We start from the raw sequence: 1,600 nt of genomic DNA, 5'->3' as shown, positions 1-1,600 counted from the left end.
CCCCGGCACCCACCCCCACACCACCGACAGCGAGGGGCAGTACCGCAGATGACCACCACCGAGGCCCGGCCCACGGACCGCAAGCCGCCAGAGCTCGTGGACATGTCCTGGGACCCGATCACCCGGATCATCGGGAACCTGGGCATCTACACGAAGATCGACTTCGCCAACCGGGAAGTCGTCGAATGCCACAGCACCTCGTCGCTCTTCCGCGGCTACTCGGTGTTCATGAAGGGCAAGGACCCGCGCGACGCGGGGTTCATCACGTCCCGGATCTGCGGCATCTGCGGTGACAACCACACCACCTGCTCCGACTACGCCCAGCAGATGGCCTACGGCGTCAAACCGCCCCCGCTGGCCGAGCACATCGTCAACCTCGGCGAGGCCGCCGAGTACATGTTCGACCACACCATCTTCCAGGACAACCTGGTCTTCGTGGACTTCTGCGAGGCGATGGTCAAGGCCACCAACCCCGGCGTCCTGGCCCGCGCCGAGCGCACCGAGGCGCCCCGCGGTGAGATCCACGGCTACCGGACGATCGCCGACATCATGAAGGCCTTCAACCCCTTCGAGGGCGAGGTCTACAAGGAGGCCCTCAAGGTCAGCCGGGTCACCCGCGAGATGTTCTGCCTGATGGAGGGACGGCACGTCCACCCCTCCACGCTGTACCCGGGCGGCGTCGGCACGATGCCGCAGCCGACGGTCTTCACCGACTACCTCAGCCGCCTCATGCGGGTCATCGACTTCGTGAAGAAGGCCGTCGCCATGAACGACGACGTCTTCGACTTCTTCTACGAGGCGCTGCCCGGCTACGAGGAGGTCGGCCGCCGCCGCGTCCTGCTGGGCTGCTGGGGCGCCTTCCAGGACCCCAAGGTCGTCGACTACCGCTACGAGACCATGAACACCTGGGGCAAGGCGATGTACGTCACCCCGGGCATCATCGTCGACGGCGAACTGGTCACGAACAACCTCGTCGACATCAACCTCGGGCTGCGCATCATGCTCGGCAGCTCGTACTACGAGGACTGGGTGAACGAGTCGCCCTTCGTCACCCACGACCCGCTCGGCAACCCCGTCGACATGCGCCACCCGTGGAACCAGACCACCGTCCCGGTGCCGCAGAAGCGCGACTTCGACGACAAGTACAGCTGGGTGATGAGCCCCCGCTGGTTCGACCAGCGCACCGGCGACCACCTCGCCCTCGACACCGGAGGCGGCCCGCTGGCCCGCCTGTGGTCGACCGCGCTGAGCGGCCTGGTCGACACCCCCTACGTCAAGTCCACCGGCCACAGTGTGCGCATCTCCCTGCCCAAGGGCGAGTCCCTGCCGGAGACCACCCTGGAGTGGCGCATCCCGCGGTGGAGCAACACCATCGAACGCGACCGCGCGCGGCCGTACTTCATCGCCTACGCGGCCGCCATGGCCCTGCAGTTCCTCGAAGAGGCCATGGGCATGGTCCGCGCGGGCGAGACCAAGGTGTTCGAGAACTACGAGGTGCCCGACGAGGCGATCGGCTGCGGCTTCCACGAGGCCGTGCGCGGCGTCCTCTCCCACCACCTGGTGATCAAGGACAAGAAGATCGCCAACTACCACCCGTACC

Annotated in this window: 1 protein-coding gene; it reads left to right on the top strand. The window is 66.8% G+C overall.

Features of this window, described 5'->3' with window-relative positions; all coding sequences use genetic code 11:
* Window positions 1-48 precede the first annotated feature (48 nt).
* Window positions 49-1,600: nickel-dependent hydrogenase large subunit (locus C1J00_RS43060; RefSeq protein ID WP_102914196.1), on the top strand; the 1,552-nt coding region annotated here is incomplete at its 3' end.

The sequence above is a fragment of the Streptomyces cahuitamycinicus genome (assembly GCF_002891435.1).
In the GTDB taxonomy this organism is placed as follows: Bacteria; Actinomycetota; Actinomycetes; order Streptomycetales; family Streptomycetaceae; genus Streptomyces; species Streptomyces cahuitamycinicus.
Note: the sequence above shows the minus strand (reverse complement) of the source record. Positions and strands in the feature narration are given on the sequence as shown.